Source organism: Stenotrophomonas maltophilia (assembly GCF_004920835.1).
Lineage (GTDB): Bacteria > Pseudomonadota > Gammaproteobacteria > Xanthomonadales > Xanthomonadaceae > Stenotrophomonas > Stenotrophomonas maltophilia_AQ.
In genome coordinates, this window is record NZ_QFHO01000017.1 from 56112 (window position 1) to 73149 (window position 17038).

The following is a 17038-nucleotide window of genomic DNA, read 5'->3' on the forward strand; positions in this document are numbered from 1 at the left end:
TCCTGGCGCCCGCGCCCACAGGATTCCCGCATGAACTTCCGCTTCCGCCGTTTCCTTGCCACCACCACCCTGGCCGTGGCCTGCGCCGCCGCCGGCAGCGCCTGGGCTGGCGCCCGCGATGACCTGAAGACCTTCACCAGCGGCCTGAAGGGCCTGGATGGCCAGTTCAGCCAGCAGGTGTTCGACAGCCGCGGCAAGGTGAAGGAGTCGACCAGCGGCCGCGTGGCGCTGTCGGCGCCGCGCCTGTTCCGCTGGGAGTATGTGCGCCCGCACGAACAGTTGATCGTGGCCGACGGCAGGAAGGTCTGGATGTACGAGCCGGACCTGGAGCAGGCCACCGTGCGCGAGCAGGGCAAGGAAGAGCAGAACAGCCCGCTGACCGCGCTGATCAACCCGGCGCTGCTGGAGCAGCAGTACGACCTCAGCGAGGAAGCCGCCCAGCGTGACGGCCTGCAGTGGTTGTCGCTGTCGCCGAAGCGCGATACCGAAGCCAGCTTCCAGTACGCCGCGCTGGGCTTCAACGCCCAGGGTCTGGCCAGGATGGAAATCACCGACGCCGTCGGCCAGCGCACCGTGATCACCTTCAGTGGCTGGAAGCGCAACCCGGGCTTCGCTGCCGGCACCTTCAGCTTCACCCCGCCGAAGGGCACCGACGTCATCGGCAACTGATCTCTGGGCGGCACCGCCCTGGTGGGTGTCAACCTTGGTTGACACGTTTTTGATCTGCCGGCCAGCGGCCGGCACTACCGATTCCTGTGGCCTGGCGCTGGTGGGTGCAAACCTTGGTTGGCACGCTCTCACGGTACAATGACCGCGTGGCAAGACATCGTTCAACCTCCTTCCCCGGCCCCGATCTGCTGAGCATCGATCGGGATCATCTGCGCCCGCTGGCCGAGCGCATGCGCCCGCGCACCCTCGACGAGATGGTCGGGCAGAAGCGCCTGCTGGCGCCGGACAGCGCGCTGCGCCGCGCGGTCGAATCCGGTCGCGTGCATTCGATGATCCTGTGGGGGCCGCCGGGCTGCGGCAAGACCACGCTGGCACTGCTGCTGGCCGAATATTCCGACGCCGAATTCCGCGCCATCTCCGCCGTGCTGTCCGGCCTGCCGGAAGTGCGCCAGGTGCTGGCCGAGGCCGCGCAGCGTTTCGCTGAAGGTCGCCGCACGGTGCTGTTCGTGGACGAGGTGCATCGCTTCAACAAGGCGCAGCAGGATGCGTTCCTGCCGCACATCGAGCGCGGCACGATCCTGTTCGTCGGTGCCACCACCGAAAATCCGTCGTTCGAGCTGAACTCGGCGCTGCTGTCGCGCTGCCGCGTGCATGTGCTGGAGGGGGTTTCGCCCACCGACATTGTCGAGGCGCTGGAACGTGCGCTGGGTGATCGCGAACGCGGCCTGGGCGAGGAGGGCATCGAAGTCGCCCCCGAGCTTCTGCTGGAAATCGCGACCGCCGCCGATGGTGATGTGCGTCGTGCGCTGACCCTGCTGGAGATCGCCGCCGAACTGGCGGGTGGGGAGGGTGGCCGCATTACCCCGCAGACGCTGACCCAGGTGCTGGCCGATCGCACCCGCCGCTTCGACAAGGGTGGCGAGCAGTTCTACGACCAGATATCGGCGCTGCACAAGTCCGTGCGCAGCTCCAACCCTGATGCCGCGTTGTACTGGCTGACCCGCATGCTTGATGGCGGCTGCGATCCGTCTTACCTGGCGCGCCGGCTGACCCGCATGGCGATCGAGGATATCGGTCTGGCTGATCCGCGCGCGCAGAGCATGGCGCTGGAAGCCTGGGACATCTACGAGCGCCTGGGCAGCCCGGAAGGCGAGCTGGCGTTTGCCCAGCTGGTGCTCTATCTGGCCAGCACCGCCAAGTCGAATGCTGGCTATGCCGCCTTCAACCAGGCCAAGGCCGATGTGCGCGAGAGCGGCACCGAAGAAGTGCCGCTGCACCTGCGCAACGCGCCGACCAAGCTGATGAAGGAGCTGGGCTATGGCGCCGAGTACCAGTATGACCACGATGCCGAAGGCGGCATCGCACTGGACCAGACCGGCTTCCCGGATGCGATGGGCGAGCGGGTGTACTACAACCCGGTTCCGCGTGGCCTGGAAATCAAGCTGAAGGAAAAGCTGGACCGGCTGCGTGCCGAGCGCGAAGCGGCGCGGGCCGCGAAGGGCCGCTGAGCCGGCTCGACGCCACATTGTTCTGCGCGCCTGCATTTGGCACACTGCGCGGCCACTTTTTCAAGGATTGATGCCGTGCAGGAAATGATTCTGCCGTTGAAGCGTTACGCCCAGTTCGATGGTCGGGCCAACCGTCGCGAGTACTGGATGTTCCAGCTGTTCCTGTTGATCGTCTCAGCCGTGCTGATGGTGCCGCTCATCGCCGGATTGGTGATGCAGTCGGATGGCCTGGGTATCGCGTCGATCATCCTGTTTGTCGTGTTCTGGTTGGCTACCCTGCTGCCGGTCATCGCGGTCACCGTGCGCCGCCTGCATGACTGCAACCAGTCGGGCTGGATGTACCTGCTGGCCTTCATTCCGTTCGGCGGCCTGGTGATCTTCGTGTTCGCGCTGCTGCCGGGTACGCCGCAGGAGAATGCATATGGTCCGGTACCTGCGGGCCCCTGACATGGCATGAGTCGAGCACGGCTCGACTCTACAGAGACAAAGAGAAGAAGCCGGCGTTCGCCGGCTTCGTCCTTACTTGACGGCGCAGTCGCCGAACGACAGATAGTCCGAGCCGGAGCTGAACTGCAGCGTGCAGCTGGCGGTGAAGGTGGCGCCTTCTTCCAGTGCGCTGAGCTTGGCGGCCTGCTGCGCATCGTCGGTGGTCAGCCGGGCCAGGACATTACCCTGGTCATCGCCGGCCTCGATCAGCGGCTCGCCCTGCAGGTTGCTGGAAACGCCCAGCGCGACGGCGGTGAAGGTCACCGTCTGGTTGAGTTCTTCCATGCTCAGCGTCGAATAGCCGGCCTCTTCATAGGCCTGGTAGAGCGTCGGCAGATCCTGCGCGGCATGGGCGGCCAGCGGTGCGAGCAGGCCGAGGGAGAGTGCGATCAGGGTGGTGTGCTTCAAGAGAGTCTCACGATCATGGGATCCAATCCCATGGCGGTCATGGCGCGGATGAGCGCGACCGGATCGACGGCAGACTGGCCGCCCTCCGTGGCCGCGCTGTAAGCGGGGCGATCCAATGCCCCGGTGACCAGCAAAATAGGGGAAATGCCGTGCCCAGCGCAACCGGGTCATCGCGCGCGTGATACACAGCGTGACGTTCGATCGATGTGATAATCATTCGCGTTTAAGGTAGACTGCGGTCCCTTGTGAACCGGCGGCCCTGGGCCGCTTCTGCCGCCGCTGATGAAGCATTTCGTCCTGCCTTCGCGCCGTGGTCCGCTGGCCCGCGGACTGGCCGCCTTGATGATGGGTCTGCTCCTGGCCACCCCGTACGCCCACGCCCAGCAGCGCAATCCGCTGCAGAAGATCGGCCACACCGTGCTCGACGAGCCGGCGGCCAGCTATCGCTTCGAACATTTCGTGGTGGACAGCCCCGACCAGCAGCGCCGTTGGCGGGTGAATCTGGCGATTCCGGCCAAGGCCGGCAGGACGCCGTTGCCGGTGCTGTACGCGCTGGACGGCAATGCGGTGGCGATGGTGCTGGACCAGCCGCTGCTGGCCGAGCTGGCCGCGCGCAAGACGCCACCGGTACTGGTACTGATCGGCTACGACAACGACCTACGCATCGATTCCAAGGCGCGCACACGCGACTACACCGCGTGGATCGATCGCGCAGACGACGAGAGCGGCAGCACCCAGGCGGTCGGCGGTGGCGCTGCGGCGTTCCTCGATGTGATCGAGCGCCGCATCAAGCCCGAAGTCGAGCGTCGCGCACGCATCGACGCGCAGCAGCAAGCGCTGTGGGGCCACTCACTTGGCGGGTTGTTCGTGCTCAATGCGCTGTACACCCGTCCCGCCTCCTTCCAGTCCTACCTGGCGGCCAGTCCGTCGCTATGGTGGAGCCAGGGTGCGGCACTGGGTGATCCGGAACAGCAGTTCGTGCAGAACGCGCATGGCCAGCCGGCGAAGCTCTGGCTGATGCTGGGTGGCGCCGAGCGCGTCGGTGATCGTGGCAAGCGCGACATGAACAATCCGCGCGTGGTCGCGCACCTGCGCCGTATCGGTGGGGCCACCCCGGATGCTGCCATGCAGCTGTCCGAGCGCTTGGGCAAGGTGCCGGGCATGCGCGTGCAGTACCGCGAGTTCCCCGGCCTCGGCCATGGTCCGATGCTGCCCGCGTCGTTCCACGCTGCGCTGCATGAACTGTATGGCGTGTCCGACCGCAGTGCCGGTGACGGCGCGCCCAACGGCGGTGACAACGCCGCCGAATGAATCCCTTCGCATGCCAAGGCATGCGACCCCACTACCCAGGCGAGGCTGCCGATGTGCAGCGGCCCAGGCAACCGATGAATCCCGCGTCACGTGGCGCGGCCTACGTGTGCAAGGAGCCTTCCATGTCGTTCCGTCCGTCTTTCCGTCTTACCTCTCTCGCCGCTGGCCTGTTGCTGGCCGTGACCGCCACCGCACAGCCGGTGTTCGATCAGCCGGCCAACGCCACCTTCAAGGGCGAGGTTGTCTCGCGCGGTGAGAACGTGGTTCCCGGCAGCACTGCCGACGTGGTGGGTCGCGGTTTCGTGCCGGGCCAGAAAGTCAGCCTGCTGCGTGGCGACAGCGTGCTGAACACGCAGCCGCTGGTGGTCGATGCTGATGGCAACTTCAAGACCCAGCTGAGCATTCCGGCCGACGCCGTGCCGGGCACCCATCCTGTGGTGGTGCGCGCCAGCCAGCCGGCTGCAGCCACCGTGCTGAAGCTGCGCGTCTCGCCGCAGTTGCCGCTGTCCGGCCAGGCGCAGTTCTCCACCCAGTCCAACAAGCTGGTGCCGGGCCTGTACCAGTCCGCCTACAGCGCCGCCAGCAACGCGGTGTTTGTGACCTCGGCCGTGGGCCGCCCGCCGGTGACCCAGTCGCAGCTGCTGAAGCTGGACCCGAAGTCGCTGAAGGTGACCAAGGCGATCACCCCGGCGCAGGTGCCGGGCAGCACCAATGGCGCGGTCTACGCGGTCTACGGTGTCGGCGTGGATGACACCAACGGCAATGTCTGGGTCACCAACACCCGCCAGAACTCCATCGCGGTCTACCGCCAGAAGGACCTGTCGCTGGTCCACCAGTTCCCGGTCGATGCCGTGCCGCATGCGCGCGACGTGGTGGTTGATGGCACCCACGGCAAGGTGTTTGCCTCGGCCACAGGTGAGGACCACCTGTCGGTGTTCGACGCCAAGACCCTCAAGGAGCTGCCGGCGGTGACGCTGGAGTCCGGCGTGGACGAAGGCAAGTTCACCCCGATGAGCCTGGTGCTGGACGAGAAGGGCGGCAAGCTGTTCACCGTCAGCATCGGCACCCCGGAAGCGGCAGTGATCGACGTGGCCAGCGGCAAGGTCGAGAAGGTCATCGACCTGGGCAATTCGATCAGCGCCTCGGGCGTGGCCTTCGACGCAGCGCGCAACCGCCTGTACGTGGCCTCGCAGGGCACTGACAACCTGCTGATCGTCGATGTGGCCGCCGGCAAGGTGCTGCATGACGTGCCGGTCGGCGCCGGTGCGCTGAACGTCGCCTTCGATGATGTCTCCGGCCTGGCCTACGTCAGCAACCGTGGCGCTGGCACGGTCACCGTGGTGAACGGTGACGGCAAGGTGGTCGCCAACCTTGATGGCGGTACGCTGCCGAACCACGTCCGTGCCGATGGCAAGGGCAACGTGTTCGCGGTGAACAAGTCGCGTGGCGCCGAAGACCCGAAGGGTGACCGCATCACCCGCATCACCCCGAAGCAGTAAGTCACACGGCAGGGCGGCGTGCGCGTCGCCCTGCCAGCAAGGAGAACGAGCATGAACATCGCGTCCCGTCTGCGCCTGTGTGCGCTTCCGTTGGCTGTCTCGCTGGCACTGGCTGCCTGTGGCGGTTCATCTACGCCCTCGGACAGCGGCAAGCCGGTTGAGCCCGCCGCCGCAACCGCGCCTGGCGAAGTTGCGTTGCCGGCTGGCTGGCAGCGCGTGGCCGGCACCGATATGCCGGTCGTGCGCGACCAGAAGGCTGTGCTGCCGGCCAAGGTGCATTCCGATGACGGCGCCGACGTCGAGGTGGCCGATACCAGCCGCATCATCGCCGGTGGTGACGACGTGATCGCGGTGATCGAGGCGCTGGGACTGGACAAGCAGGTGTTCGCCGCGCCGACCAATACCACCACCCAGGCTGGCCTGGCTGCCCCGCACCAGTTCCTGTTCAACCGCACCACTGGCGTGGAGGGCGTGCTGAGCCTGCAGGGCTCGCTGTTCCTCGGCAACAGCCTGCGTCGGCACACCGAGCTGGCGAAGAAGCTGCGTGAGGTGGGCGAACCGGCGGTGGTCATCGACGATCTGCAGCCGGCGCCGGACAAGGTGCGCAAGGTCGCCGCCGCACTAGGGCTGGCCGAAGCAGGACAGGCACTTGCCACGCAGGTGCAGCGCCAGCTCGATGAGGCTGCAGCGATTGGCAAGGGCCTGGGCCATGCGCCACGACTGATCCATGTATCGGCCACCGGCGCCGGAGGCTCGCCGACTGTTGCGGGTGCCGACAGCGCATCGGCGCAGCTGATCGCACTGGCTGGCGGCATCAACATCGGCACCGAGGCGGGGGTGAAGAACTACTCGCAGCTGAGCAATGAAGGCGTGGTCGCGGCGGCACCGGAGGTGATCCTGGTGACCGAGCATGACCTGCAGCTGTTCGGTGGTGCCGAGGGCCTGTGGAAGGCGTACCCGACGCTGAAGCAGACCCCGGCCGGGCAGGCCAATCGGGTCTGGGTGATGCCGGATGTGCAGCTGAAGTACACCAGTGTCGGTTCCGGTGCTGGCGCGCTGGCGCTGGCCAAGGCGCTGGCGGCGTTGCCGAAGGCATGAGTCCGGCGGATCGGCGCCGCCGTCGCGGGCGGACGATGTTGCTGGTGGCGTTGCTGGCACTGCTGGGAGCGGTGCTGGCCTCGTTCGCCGTGGGCCCGCTGCGGTTGCCGCCGCTGGAAGTGATGCAGGCGCTGGCGGTGAAGCTGGGCCTGCTCGATCCGCAGGCGGTCAGCAGCCGCGACCTCGCCGTGGTCTGGCAGTTGCGTATTCCGCGTGCCCTGTTGGGCGCGATGGTCGGCGCGTCGCTGGCGATGGCCGGTGCCAGCCTGCAGGGCCTGTTCGGCAACCCGCTGGCCGACCCTGGCATTGTCGGTGTCAGCCAGGGCGCTGCGCTGGGTGCGGTGGCCGCCATCGTACTCGGCGCTGCCGGTGCGGCCGGCTGGCTGGTGCCGGTGGCCGCGTTCGCTGGCGGCGCACTGGCAATCGGCCTGACCTACGCATTGGCCCGGCCCGGCAAGGGCACGGGCAACGCCACGCTGCTGCTGGTCGGTATCGCGATGGCCGCGTTCTGCTCGGCACTGATCGGTTTCCTCACGTACATCGCCAGCGAAAGCGAGCTGCAGTCGCTGGTGTTCTGGCAGATGGGCTCGCTGGCGCGCGCCAACTGGGCCGATGTGGCGGCCGTGGTGCCGTTGTTCGCCATCGGTGTGTTCGCGCTGCAGCGATTGGCCACGCCGCTGGACATGCTGGCGCTGGGTGAGCGCCAGGCGCAGCACCTCGGGCTGGATGTCACCCGCACGCGGCGTCGCCTGGTGGCGTTCAGTGCGCTGCTGGTGGGGGCTGCGGTGGCGTTTGCCGGTTCGATCAGTTTCGTTGGCCTGGTGGTGCCGCACGTGGCGCGCCTGCTGGTCGGCCCGGGTCATCGCTGGTTGCTGCCGTTGTCCGGCCTGCTCGGTGCGCTGCTGATCGTGGTGGCCGACACCGCGGCTCGCACGCTGGATCCGCCGGCGGAGATTCCTCTGGGCCTGTTCTCGGCTGCACTGGGTGCACCGTTCTTCCTCTGGCTGGTGCTGCAGCAGCGCCGCAAGGCCGCGCCATGAGCGTGTTGTTGAAACTGCACGAGGTGGTGGTGCGTCGCCAGCAGCGCGAGATCCTGCACGGCATCTCGCTGGCGTTCGAACCGGGTACGGTGACCGCGCTGGTCGGCCCGAACGGCGCGGGCAAGTCCACATTGCTGGCTGTGGCGGCCGGTGACCTGCGTGCCGACGCTGGCGAAGTAAGCCTGCTCGGCAAGCCGTTGGCCGGTTACAAGGCCGGGCCACTGGCGCGCGAGCGTGCGGTGATGCCGCAGGAGCATGGCGTGCGCTTTGCCTTCAGCGTGGAGGAGGTGGTAGCGATGGGGCGCTTGCCGCACCCGCCCGACCCTGTAGTGGATGATGCGCAGGTGGAAGCCGCGATCGATGCCGCGGAACTGCAGGCGCTGCGCCTGCGTGAGGTGCAGCAGCTGTCGGGCGGTGAATCGGCACGGACCACGTTCGCGCGCGTGCTGGCACAGGACACGCCGTTGCTGCTGCTCGATGAGCCGACTGCAGCGCTGGACCTGCGCCACCAGGAGCGCACCCTGCGCAGCGTGCGCGCCTGCGCCGAGGGCGGAGCGTGCGTAATCGTGGTGCTGCACGATCTGAATCTTGCCGCCGGCTATGCTGACCGCATCGTGCTGCTGGAGCAGGGCAGGGTAGCGGCCGATGGCACGCCGTTGCAGGTGCTCACCGAAGACAACCTGCAGCGGGTTTACCAGCAGGATGTGGTGGTGCTGGAGCATCCGCGGCGCGGAGTGCCGTTGGTCGTGGTGACCTGAGCATCAAACTGCTCTGCCAGGCGACGTATCATGTGCGGTTCGTTCTCTTCAAAGGACTGATGCAATGATCCGTACTGTTTCACATGGCGTGCTGCTCTCGGCAATGGTCGCCTCCGTATGCGCCGTCAGCACCGCGTCCGCATCCTCGGTCTCCCTGATGAAGGCCGCCGAGCAGGCCTCGCGGATCGAGAGCCGGTATTCCACCGGCGGGAGCGCTCCGGTGGTTCCGGTGACGACCCGCTATTTCGCCAATGATGAAGTGCTCATCAGCTGGGATGACCAGCAGGTGCTGATGTTGTGCAGGGAGGCGGTGTACCTGCAGATTCCTGCCGGCAAGGCAGGTAACGTTGCGCTGGCCACCGAACAGCGGCAGATGATTGCCTACCAGGCGCTGATGTCGGGAATGGGTTCGCTTGCGACCGTGGCCGAAGCGGCAGGTGATTCCGTAGTGGTGGCAGACGACGGTAGCGAGACCCGTCGCGCAGGTGAGAGCAGCTGGGCCTATGGGGTGGAACGCCATGACGTCACTACCCAGCGCATGGCCGATGGCGCGCTGCGGATCCGGGCGCGCAAGACCGAGACCGTGAACAAGGCCAAGCCTGCGGAGCCAGACGACATGTTCAGTACCGAAGACGACCAGGCTGCAAGATTGTCGGAGCTGGCGCCGGTCGGCAGCTGGACCGAGGTGGTGGTCCATGGCGGCCCGCGCCAGGCGCAGGTGGATCCGGCGATGTCGTTGAAGGGATGGATCTCGATGGGGGACGACCAGGCTGCGACCGTGGCTGAGGCCCGCAAGCTGCATGAGTGCAAGTAAGGCAGGGTAGGGGTCAGAGCCCTTTGCTGTGGCAAAGGGATCTGACCCCTTTCATTGTCGGCCTCATCGTTCCATTTATGTGCTCAATATTCACTTGCGCGCCAGATTGGCAGGTCTAGAATGCGCCCCATGAACCGGATGCCGCTCCTGAAGTTTTTCACCCTGACCCGCGCAAGCGCGGAACGGGCGTATCTGCCTGGAGCCCCACGAGGCCGTTGAGACGGCCATCGCTGGACCTTCGACAGAGCGCCCTCCGGGGCGCTCTTTTCGTTTCACCCATCACCCGCTGTACCGCAAGGAGAACGTGCCATGCACCAGATCGCCGAGACCGAACGCTAGCCGCGCGCCCTGTCGCCAACCGGGGTGCGCGGCCCTCGAAGTTGGCTTTGCAGGAACCTTTCTCATGAACACCCAAGTCCTTTCCCGCCGTCGCAACCTTGGCATCATTGCCCACATCGACGCCGGCAAGACCACGCTGACCGAACGCCTGCTATGGAAAAGCGGCGAAATCCATCGCGTCGGCGAAGTGCACGACGGCAATGCGACCACCGATTTCTCGGCGATCGAGCGCGAGCGTGGCATCACCATCGGCGCGGCCGCCGTGCAGGCGCAGTGGGCGCCGCGCGACCTGCCGCCGCATCGGCTGACCCTGATCGACACGCCCGGCCACATCGACTTCGCCATTGAAGTCGAGCGTTCGCTGCGCGTGCTCGACGGTGCCGTGGCCGTGTTCTCGGCCGTGGACGGCGTGCAGCCGCAGTCAGAGACGGTGTGGCGCCAGGCGCGTCGCCATCGTGTGCCGCTGATCGCGTTCGTCAACAAGATGGACCGCGTAGGCGCTTCGTTCGAGCGTGTGCTGGAGCAGCTGCAGGACAAGCTGCAGGCGCGGCCGTGGGCGCTCGGTATGCCACTGGGCAGCGAAAGCGATTTCAACGGCTGGGTCGACCTGGTCGATGAGCGCGTGCTGCACTGGCAGGATGGTGCCGTAACCACGGTGACCCCGTGGGACGACGCGGCGCGCACCCTGTGGCAGCCGCAGCGCGACGCGCTGGTTGAGGCCGTGGCCGACCACGACGAACTGCTGGCTGATGCCTGGCTGGAAGGTCGCGCGATCGATGCGGAACTGCTGCGTGCGGCGATCCGACGGGCGACGCTGGCCGGTGCAGGCGTGCCGGTGCTGGCCGGTGCCGCGTTCAAGGACAAGGGCATCGAAACCCTGCTGGATGCGGTGGTCGATTACCTGCCGTCGCCGCTGGATCGTCCTGCCGTGACCGCCGAGAGCGAAGACGGCGACGTGGTGCTGCCGCCGGATCCGGACGGTCCACTGGCCGGCCTGCTGTTCAAGATCACCCACCAGCAGCACGGCGCGCTGAGCTTCGTGCGGCTGTACTCGGGCACCTTGAAGGTCGGCGATGCGGTGGCCAGTTCGCAGCATCCGCAGGGGCGGCGTGTCACCCGCCTGGTGCGGGTGCAGGCCGACCAGACCCACGACATTGAACAGGCCGTGGCCGGTGACATCGTCGCGGTGCTGGGCTGGAAGGATGCGGTCAGCGGCGAAACGCTGAGCGACCGCGCGCAGCCGCTGCGCCTGGAAAGCATCCAGGCACAGGCACCGGTGCTGGCCTGGCGGCTGGAACCGGCACGCGCGGCCGACCTGATCCGGATGGCGCAGGGCCTGGCCAGCCTGGCCCAGGAAGATCCGTCGTTCCGTGTCGAAACCGATCGCGACACGGCGGAGACCCTGGTCTGGGGCATGGGCGAGCTGCACCTGGAGGTGATGGTCGAGCGCCTGCGCAGCGAATGGAAGGTAGACGTAGGCGTAGGTGCGCCGCGTGTGGCCTACCAGGAGACGCCGATGCGTGCGATGGCCGGGGTTGTGGGCCGGCTGGTCAAGCAGACCGGCGGCCAGGGCCAGTTCGCGCACGTGGTGCTGGATGTGTCGCCGCGCGAAGACGGCCAGGTGGTGTTCAACGATCGCATCGTTGGTGGCGTGGTGCCCCGCAGCTTCATCAGTGCCGTGGAGAAGGGCGTGCGTGCTGCGCTGTCGGAAGGCCCTCAGGGTCATCCGGTGGTCGGTATCGAGGTCAGTCTTGTCGATGGCCAGACCCACGCCAAGGACTCTTCGGAAATGGCGTTCCATCGCGCCGGTGCCGAGGCGATCAAGGCGGCGCTGGCCGAAGGTGGCACGCAGCTGCTGGAGCCGGTGATGGCAGTGACAGTGCATTCGCCGTCGGCGTCGGTGGGTGATGTGGTGGGCGACCTCAACCGTCGCCATGGCCGTATTGCCCGCATCGAAGACCAGGAGGGTCGCGCCGAAGTCAGCGGCTTTGCGCCGCTGGCGCAGCTGGTGGGCTACACCACTTCGCTGCGTTCGCTCAGCCAGGGTCGGGCGAGCAGCGAGGCGCACCTGCACGGCTACGAGCCGGTACGCGCTGCGTGAGGAAAGGTGAGGGGAGCCCGTAAGCGGGCTCCCTTTTTTTGTGGGGGTTGATGGCGTTCCGTATCCACGCTGGCGTGGATGAATCCGCATCAGCACGCGAGTATTTGCACTGCATTGCAACAAAACTGCAGAAAAAGCTGGATTAAAGTGATGCCTCACGATAAATTGCGCACCCCCCGTTGCTCGCCGCCGCCCGCACCCCTCTCATGCGTGATGACAAAGACCCCGGAACCCTGGAGCTGACCCTGCCGCGCAAACGCGGCCGTCCGCCCAAGTTCGGGTACGCAATGAGCGACGCACAACGGGCCGCGCGCTACCGGGCGCGCCGGGCAGGGCAGGCCAACCACGCCGATGTGCGCGCCTGCAGCGACATGGTGTTGCTGGACAAGATCCGCGCTGCGGTCAGCGCCCGCGACACCGAGCTGGCCGGCTTTCTGGTCCACGTTCTCTGGCAACGCTACCCGCTGCAGTTGAAATAGGCCGCCGGTGGGGTGGCCGTTGTCATCGAGCTTGTTGATAATGCGGGATTCAGGTTGTTCCCGCTGGCGCGCCCGGGATGGCAGGCGCGCATGATCGAACGGTTCCCAAGATGACCACCACCAGCGACACCACCACCGAAGCGGCGCCCGCCGGTACCCCCCTGTTCTACACCCGTCCGGTGCCGCTGCAGGCCGATGTGCACGCCGACCTGCGCATCCTGCCGGGCAGGCTCGAGTTTGCCGCTGGCAACAACGCCATTCCGCTGGTGCTTGGCGAGTTCTCGCTGGCCCTGCATCACTTCCCTATCCTGTTCGCCGGCCCGACCGCGGTGCCGATGGCGGCCGTCGGCGTGTCGGAAGAGAACCTGTTCATCAAGGACGGCCTGTGGGAAGACGAGGCCTACATCCCGGCTTACCTGCGTCGCCACCCCTTCATCTTCATCGACACCGGCGCGGACAACGATTTCCTGCTGGGCATCGATGAAGAGAACCCCCGCGTGGTCAAGGGTGGTGACGAAGGCCAGCCGCTGTTCGTCGATGGCAAGGCCACCGAGATGGTGCAGCAGGCGCTGGAGTTCTGCGGCCAGTTCACCCGCGAGCACGAACAGACACAGGCCTTCTCCAAGGCGCTGATCGAGAACGGCCTGCTGGTCGAACGCAACGCCACCGTGCGTACTCCGGACGGTCGCGAGTTCAACCTCAACGGCTTCCAGGTGGTCGATGTCGAGAAATTCGTCGCACTGCCGGAAGCCACTGTGGTCGAATGGCACCGCAGCGGCTGGCTGGCGTTGATCCACCAGCATCTGATGTCGCTGGGTCGCTTCAACGACCTGACCCGTCGCCAGGTCGAGCGCCTGGCGGCCTGATCAGGCCGATGGTGCGGCTTCCGCCCTGCGGGAGCCGTGCCACTGCTGCAATCCCTGCAGCAGTCGCCGCGCCTTGACCCAGTCAGGCGCGGCCTTACGCCCCAGCTCCCACAGGTCGGCCGCGATGCCGGCTTGCGTGGTTGCGCCGCAGATCTGCAGCGTACCCTGCAGGCGATGCGCGTGATGGCGCAGCGCATCCGGAGCGGCGCCGGTAACGGCGCGCTCGATGGCAGTCAGTTCCATGCTGATGTCGGCCACATAGACGGAGTCGATGTGAGCCGTGCTGGCAGGTGCAGCGTGGCTCCCCAGCGCTGGCAACGCCAGTACCTGCAGCAGCTTGGCGATCTGCAGCGGCTTGGTCAGCACCGCGTCGAATCCTGCTGAGCGACAACGCGCTGCATGGCGATGGCCCGTGCGTGCCGACAGCGCGATCAGCAGCAAGGGCGTGTGCGCCTGCGCACGCAGCCGGCGCGCGAGCGCATAGCCATCCATGTCGTGGAGCTCGATGTCGAGCAGCACCGTGCCGCGCGGCCGTCGCGCCTGTTCTTCCATCGCACCGCTGGCATCGGCAAGCGCATGCACATCCGCGCCCAGGCGCCGCAGCTGGGCGGCCATGAGGCGGCGGTTGAGGCCATGGTCTTCGACCAGCAGCAGATCCAGGCCGGCGAGCGGCTGCTCACTAGCGACCACGCTTGTAGTCGGCGGGCGGTCCCTGGCGATCCGCACCGGCAGGCGCAGGGTGAAGCGGCTGCCGCGTCCGTGGACGCTGTGGACAGTCAGATCGCCGCCCATCGAGCGGGCCAGTTCACGTGCGATCACCAACCCCAGCCCGCTGCCGCCGCGCTGCAGCCCGTCCTCGCCCTGCTGGAATGGGTGGAACAGGGATGTTGCCTGCGCAGCAGAGATACCAATGCCGCTGTCGATTACATCCAGCAGCAGCTCATGCGGTCGCGTTGGTGGTCGCAGCTGCACGCGCAGGTCGATGCCGCCGACATCGGTGAACTTCAGTGCATTGCAGAGCAGGTTGTCGACAATCTGGCGCAGTGCATCGGGATCCAGCAGGACCAGCGGCGCCGGCGCTGCATCGCAGTCCAGCCTGAGCTCCAGGCCTTTCCTGCGTGCGGGCGGGCGGATCGCATCCAGCGACTGGTTGCACAGCAGTGCGACGTCGCAGGCTTTTGGCTGCGGCGCGAAGCCACCACTGGCGAGGCGCGAAAAATCCAGCGAGCGATCCAGTAGCCCGCGCAGTGAGCGTCCTGCGGCAGCCATCGCCGCGAGTAGTTCGCGGCGGCCCTCCGCAGAATGCGCCTGGTGCAGCGGGGTGATCGAGCTCAACAGCGTCTGCGCGGCATTGCGTACCTCATGGCTGATCATGCCGAACGCGCGTGCACGGTCGCGTTCGCTGCGGCGGAAGCGGTGCCGTAGCGGATTCCAGAGAAGCGGGAGACCGGCCAGCGCGGCGATCAATGCCAACAGCCAGGCCGGCGGCGGCGACCGCACCCGGTCCAGCGCTTGCTCCACCGATGCTGGCAGCGTCTGCTGCGCCCAGAGATGCAGCAGGCCAGCGTGTTCTTCCAGCGTGATGTCGCGCAGGCCCCGGTCGATGCGCTCAAGCAGGTGCCTGTCCTCCCGACGAGCGAGCAGGTGCAGGTCGGTGGAGAAATCGCTGCTGATCGGCTGCAGCAGCAGATCGCCGCTGAAGTAGCGGCGGATCATTGGCCGCAGCGTCGTATCCATGCCGATCGCCGCATCCGCTGTGCCGGCAATGACCGCTTCAAGTGTCGCGTGCCGATTGGAAAGGGAATGCAGGCGAATCTGTGGATGATGCGCGCCCAGCCAGCCGGCGTAGGGGCCGCCCTCAACCACGGCCAGGGTCCGTCCATCCAGCTCCGCCAGGCTGCGTGGCAGCCATTGGCCGGAACGCCCGGCAAGCACCGTCCTGCCGCCACGAAAGGGGGCGGAGGCAATCAGATCCGGGCAGGGCAGCTGCAGATGTGCGGCGCCACCCACCACCAGCACCAGATCGGCATCGCGGCGACACACGGCAGCCACAGATTCTGTAGTGGTGGGGTGGGGCAGGTCGCGGAAACGCAGTTGGGCATGCCGCGCCACCAGGGCTGCATAGCCGTGGGCGAGCGTGGGCAAGGGCGTTGTTTCTGCAAGTGGGGCGGGTACCGGGCGAAGGGAAGGGGCCGTTGCAACCCGTACCTCGCTGCCCGGCCCCCAGCGTTGTGATCGGACATCTTCCGCAGATGCCGCCGGCAGCAGCAGAAGAACCAGCAGCAGGGCCAAGGAGGTGCGCAGGTGCGAGCGGTCCGGCCTGCTCATGACGGACTCGCGTGTGGGCGCATGGCGTAGATCTCGGCGTCGTTGCGCAGGCCAAGCTTGCGCAGCGCGGCAACCTTCTGGGTGCTGACGGTCTTGACGCTCCGGTGCCGGCGCAGCGCGATCTCGGACACGGTGAGCCCGGTGAGCAGCAGTTCCAGTACCTCGCGTTCATTGCGGCTGAGTTCGCTGCAGTCGGCAGGCAGGATGAAGTCAGGTGGCAGGCGGCCGAGCCCCTGATGCACGCGCACAATTGCCTCTGACAGCATCGGCAGTGGTTCGGCCTTGCCGACGATGCCGCTGACGCCGGCCTTGATCAGGTGGCTGAGGTTGGTCGCGGGTGAGAGCGTGGCGAAAACGAGCAGCGGAATGCTGGGGAAGGTATCGCGCAGCAGGGGGATCAGCTCGGCGCTAGCGCGGTCGCCGGGGGCCAGGCTCAGGTCGATGATCGCCACATCGACGTGCAGCATATGCAGGGTGGTGATGAGGTCTTCGCTGAGGGAGTGGCTGGCGACGATGCTGAAGCGGCGGTCGCGGTTGAGGTGCAGGGCGATGCCGCGACGGACGACCTCATGGTCGTCCAGAAGCGCCAAGCGCAGCCGGCGCGGTGCAGGATGTCCATTCATGCGCAGGGAGGTGATCAGCGCCCCATGGGCGTGGTCATCATTTTGGCGTCACTGTCACGCCGGGCATCGGATTTCCGGGATTTTTGCGATTATTCCTAAGAATCGATGTGCTGCGCGCATCGGTTCCGCGAACGTCATTGATGTAGTGGATGGAACTCATCGACACCGGATCAGCGGACCGACTGCGGCACCCGCCTCAACCTGGCAGTGTCGTAACCCATCGCTGCAATACGCTGCACCGCCTGCCGGTAGTCGCTTTCCGAGACCTGTGGCGTACGCGCCATGTACCAGACGTAGTCGCGCTTGCTGCGGGCCACAATGGTCTGGCGGTAGCCATCATCGAGCCAGGCGATGATGTATTCGGCCTGGATCGGCCAGATGAACTGCATGCCCCAGATCGCACCGTTTCCTTCTTTCTCCACCCGGCCGATCGGATGCATCGACTTCTGTGGGGCATCGAAGCTGCCCTTGCGATAGGTGAAGGTAGTCTGGATGCGTCCATCCGGCCGTAGCGCGTAACTTTCCACCGCATCGAAGGCCTCGCGTTCCGGGCGCGATGGAATGTGTGCGATCACATACCAGTCGCCCATGAATCGCGGCACATCCACCGATGGTGGCCGCGGCAGGGGCCGGGTGTCGCTGGAGCTGCAGCCTGCACCGAACAGGCCGGCTGCGAGCAGAGGAAGCAGCGGGAAGATGCGCATGTCACAC

Annotated in this window: 16 protein-coding genes; 12 read left to right on the forward strand and 4 right to left on the reverse strand. The window is 66.6% G+C overall.

Annotation, left to right across the window (positions count from 1 at the left end; translation table 11 throughout):
* The first annotated feature begins 30 nt into the window (after window positions 1-30).
* The 3 genes from lolA to DI041_RS13305 all read left to right on the forward strand — a co-directional run bounded on the left by lolA (window position 31) and on the right by DI041_RS13305 (window position 2624).
* The gene (gene lolA / locus DI041_RS13295; protein ID WP_046982918.1) at window positions 31-669 is read left to right on the forward strand and encodes an outer membrane lipoprotein periplasmic chaperone LolA; all 639 of its coding nucleotides are present in this window, start codon (window positions 31-33) and stop codon (window positions 667-669) included.
* A 230-nt stretch (window positions 670-899) separates the two neighbouring features.
* A complete protein-coding gene (locus tag DI041_RS13300) occupies window positions 900-2177 on the forward strand; it encodes a replication-associated recombination protein A (protein WP_014037159.1) in 1278 nt (425 codons plus the stop codon).
* A 75-nt stretch (window positions 2178-2252) separates the two neighbouring features.
* Window positions 2253-2624, forward strand: coding sequence for a DUF805 domain-containing protein (locus tag DI041_RS13305; RefSeq protein WP_046982920.1), 372 nt, complete (start codon window positions 2253-2255; stop codon window positions 2622-2624).
* Window positions 2625-2696: 72 nt separating this feature from the next.
* Here DI041_RS13305 and DI041_RS13310 read toward each other — a convergent pair whose 3' ends face one another.
* Entirely contained in the window at window positions 2697-3071 is a 375-nt protein-coding gene (locus tag DI041_RS13310) for a hypothetical protein (protein ID WP_046982921.1), read from the reverse strand.
* Between the two features lie 282 nt (window positions 3072-3353).
* On the opposite strand from DI041_RS13310, the gene DI041_RS13315 reads away from it, so the two are divergent.
* The 9 genes from DI041_RS13315 (at window position 3354) to DI041_RS13355 (ending at window position 13376) form a co-directional block, all read left to right on the forward strand.
* A complete protein-coding gene (locus DI041_RS13315) occupies window positions 3354-4382 on the forward strand; it encodes an alpha/beta hydrolase (protein ID WP_046982922.1) in 1029 nt (342 codons plus the stop codon).
* A 122-nt stretch (window positions 4383-4504) separates the two neighbouring features.
* Entirely contained in the window at window positions 4505-5881 is a 1377-nt protein-coding gene (locus DI041_RS13320; RefSeq protein WP_136639003.1) for a YncE family protein, read from the forward strand.
* A gap of 51 nt (window positions 5882-5932) precedes the next feature.
* Window positions 5933-6979 carry a heme/hemin ABC transporter substrate-binding protein gene (locus DI041_RS13325; RefSeq protein ID WP_046982924.1) on the forward strand — a complete coding sequence of 349 codons (1047 nt, stop codon included), beginning with the start codon at window positions 5933-5935 and terminating at the stop codon, window positions 6977-6979.
* On the forward strand, window positions 6976-8019 hold the full coding sequence (locus tag DI041_RS13330) for a FecCD family ABC transporter permease (protein ID WP_014037165.1): 1044 nt from the start codon (window positions 6976-6978) through the stop codon (window positions 8017-8019). Before DI041_RS13325 ends, DI041_RS13330 begins: the two co-directional genes overlap by 4 nt.
* Window positions 8016-8777: a heme ABC transporter ATP-binding protein gene (locus tag DI041_RS13335; protein ID WP_136639004.1), complete on the forward strand. Its 762-nt coding sequence runs from the start codon at window positions 8016-8018 to the stop codon at window positions 8775-8777. The genes DI041_RS13330 and DI041_RS13335 overlap by 4 nt, the downstream gene beginning before the upstream one ends.
* A gap of 64 nt (window positions 8778-8841) precedes the next feature.
* Window positions 8842-9591, forward strand: coding sequence for a hypothetical protein (locus DI041_RS13340; protein ID WP_136639005.1), 750 nt, complete (start codon window positions 8842-8844; stop codon window positions 9589-9591).
* Window positions 9592-9994: 403 nt separating this feature from the next.
* Window positions 9995-12031, forward strand: coding sequence for an elongation factor G (gene fusA / locus DI041_RS13345; RefSeq protein WP_136639006.1), 2037 nt, complete (start codon window positions 9995-9997; stop codon window positions 12029-12031).
* Window positions 12032-12237: 206 nt separating this feature from the next.
* A complete protein-coding gene (locus DI041_RS13350) occupies window positions 12238-12510 on the forward strand; it encodes a hypothetical protein (RefSeq protein ID WP_006366874.1) in 273 nt (90 codons plus the stop codon).
* 110 nt (window positions 12511-12620) lie between these two features.
* Entirely contained in the window at window positions 12621-13376 is a 756-nt protein-coding gene (locus DI041_RS13355; RefSeq protein WP_046982972.1) for a SapC family protein, read from the forward strand.
* Here DI041_RS13355 and DI041_RS13360 read toward each other — a convergent pair whose 3' ends face one another.
* The 3 genes from DI041_RS13360 to DI041_RS13370 all read right to left on the reverse strand — a co-directional run bounded on the left by DI041_RS13360 (window position 13377) and on the right by DI041_RS13370 (window position 17031).
* Window positions 13377-15704, reverse strand: coding sequence for an ATP-binding protein (locus tag DI041_RS13360; protein WP_136639007.1), 2328 nt, complete (start codon window positions 15702-15704; stop codon window positions 13377-13379).
* Window positions 15701-16327: a LuxR C-terminal-related transcriptional regulator gene (locus DI041_RS13365; protein WP_046982929.1), complete on the reverse strand. Its 627-nt coding sequence runs from the start codon at window positions 16325-16327 to the stop codon at window positions 15701-15703. Before DI041_RS13365 ends, DI041_RS13360 begins: the two co-directional genes overlap by 4 nt.
* A gap of 170 nt (window positions 16328-16497) precedes the next feature.
* Window positions 16498-17031, reverse strand: a complete 534-nt coding sequence (locus DI041_RS13370; RefSeq protein WP_046982930.1) for a lipocalin family protein — start codon at window positions 17029-17031, stop codon at window positions 16498-16500.
* Window positions 17032-17038 lie beyond the last annotated feature (7 nt).

What these genes read in the sequence shown, in the direction of transcription:
- lolA (WP_046982918.1), top strand. Translation starts at nt 31, where the DNA reads ATGAACTTCCGCTTCCGCCGTTTCCTTGCCACCACCACCCTGGCCGTG.
- DI041_RS13300 (WP_014037159.1), top strand. Translation starts at nt 900, where the DNA reads ATGCGCCCGCGCACCCTCGACGAGATGGTCGGGCAGAAGCGCCTGCTG.
- DI041_RS13315 (WP_046982922.1), top strand. Translation starts at nt 3,354, where the DNA reads ATGAAGCATTTCGTCCTGCCTTCGCGCCGTGGTCCGCTGGCCCGCGGA.
- DI041_RS13320 (WP_136639003.1), top strand. Translation starts at nt 4,505, where the DNA reads ATGTCGTTCCGTCCGTCTTTCCGTCTTACCTCTCTCGCCGCTGGCCTG.
- DI041_RS13325 (WP_046982924.1), top strand. Translation starts at nt 5,933, where the DNA reads ATGAACATCGCGTCCCGTCTGCGCCTGTGTGCGCTTCCGTTGGCTGTC.
- DI041_RS13330 (WP_014037165.1), top strand. Translation starts at nt 6,976, where the DNA reads ATGAGTCCGGCGGATCGGCGCCGCCGTCGCGGGCGGACGATGTTGCTG.
- DI041_RS13335 (WP_136639004.1), top strand. Translation starts at nt 8,016, where the DNA reads ATGAGCGTGTTGTTGAAACTGCACGAGGTGGTGGTGCGTCGCCAGCAG.
- DI041_RS13340 (WP_136639005.1), top strand. Translation starts at nt 8,842, where the DNA reads ATGATCCGTACTGTTTCACATGGCGTGCTGCTCTCGGCAATGGTCGCC.
- fusA (WP_136639006.1), top strand. Translation starts at nt 9,995, where the DNA reads ATGAACACCCAAGTCCTTTCCCGCCGTCGCAACCTTGGCATCATTGCC.
- DI041_RS13350 (WP_006366874.1), top strand. Translation starts at nt 12,238, where the DNA reads ATGCGTGATGACAAAGACCCCGGAACCCTGGAGCTGACCCTGCCGCGC.
- DI041_RS13355 (WP_046982972.1), top strand. Translation starts at nt 12,621, where the DNA reads ATGACCACCACCAGCGACACCACCACCGAAGCGGCGCCCGCCGGTACC.
- DI041_RS13360 (WP_136639007.1), bottom strand. Translation starts at nt 15,704, where the DNA reads ATGAGCAGGCCGGACCGCTCGCACCTGCGCACCTCCTTGGCCCTGCTG.
- DI041_RS13365 (WP_046982929.1), bottom strand. Translation starts at nt 16,327, where the DNA reads ATGAATGGACATCCTGCACCGCGCCGGCTGCGCTTGGCGCTTCTGGAC.
- DI041_RS13370 (WP_046982930.1), bottom strand. Translation starts at nt 17,031, where the DNA reads ATGCGCATCTTCCCGCTGCTTCCTCTGCTCGCAGCCGGCCTGTTCGGT.